2 tRNA genes and 1 rRNA gene are annotated in these 955 nt (G+C 51.9%); all 3 read right to left on the bottom strand.

Features of this window, described 5'->3' with window-relative positions:
* A 23S ribosomal RNA gene (locus NR195_RS22705) occupies positions 1–346 on the bottom strand; the annotation flags it as partial.
* A 209-nt stretch (positions 347–555) separates the two neighbouring features.
* A tRNA-Ala gene (locus tag NR195_RS22700) sits at positions 556–631 on the bottom strand.
* A 142-nt stretch (positions 632–773) separates the two neighbouring features.
* Positions 774–850: transfer RNA gene (locus NR195_RS22695), tRNA-Ile, on the bottom strand.
* Positions 851–955 lie beyond the last annotated feature (105 nt).

Genomic DNA, 955 nt, shown 5'->3' with positions numbered 1-955 from the left:
TTTTGTGTACGGGAGTATCACCCTGTACCCTGCGACTTTCCAGACGCTTCCACTAACACACAAACTGATTCAGGCTCTGGGCTGCTCCCCGTTCGCTCGCCGCTACTGGGGGAATCTCGGTTGATTTCTTTTCCTCGGGGTACTTAGATGTTTCAGTTCCCCCGGTTCGCCTTGCAGCACTATGTATTCATGCTGCAATGATGCACAGAGTGCACCGGGTTTCCCCATTCGGACATCGACGGCTGTAGCGGTTCATATCACCTTACCGTCGCTTTACGCAGATTAGCACGTCCTTCATCGCCTCTGACTGCCTGGGCATCCACCGTGTACGCTTAGTCGCTTAACCTCACAACCCACAGGCGTTTTACAACGCTGCGAGTTGCAAGCATTTGAGAGACTCGAACGCATCGCTTTGTCATCCCTTATTACGGAGGAATGACGCGCTGCGTCGTTTCAATTTTCAGCTTGTTCCGGATTGTTAAAGAGCATAATACGTCGCAGCACACCGTTGCCGGTATGCTCTGAGGTATTTCAGAAAAAAACAGATAAACGGTATGGTGGAGCTAAGCGGGATCGAACCGCTGACCTCCTGCGTGCAAGGCAGGCGCTCTCCCAGCTGAGCTATAGCCCCATACAGTTACTGCAGAGACCACTACTACCACTCAACCGAGTACACTTCGTGAGAAATGTAATTCGTGCTCAGGCAAGGCATGTTTCCGCGAAGCATAGTGAACTATGCGAGCCGGAGACATAACGCAGCGTGAGTGCGAATTTGGTAGGCCTGAGTGGACTTGAACCACCGACCTCACCCTTATCAGGGGTGCGCTCTAACCACCTGAGCTACAAGCCTGTAGAGGTTTTTTCTGCTCGTTACTTTTTATCAGACAATCTGTGTGGACACTGCGCGGGAAGGTATCTTCAGGTAAGGAGGTGATCCAACCGCAGGTTCCCCTAC

It is taken from the genome of Pantoea sp. Ft-CA_14 (assembly GCF_024520875.1).
Classification (GTDB): domain Bacteria; phylum Pseudomonadota; class Gammaproteobacteria; order Enterobacterales; family Enterobacteriaceae; genus Pantoea; species Pantoea agglomerans.
The sequence above is the reverse complement of the archived record's forward strand: the minus strand, read 5'-3'. Positions and strand labels throughout refer to the sequence as shown.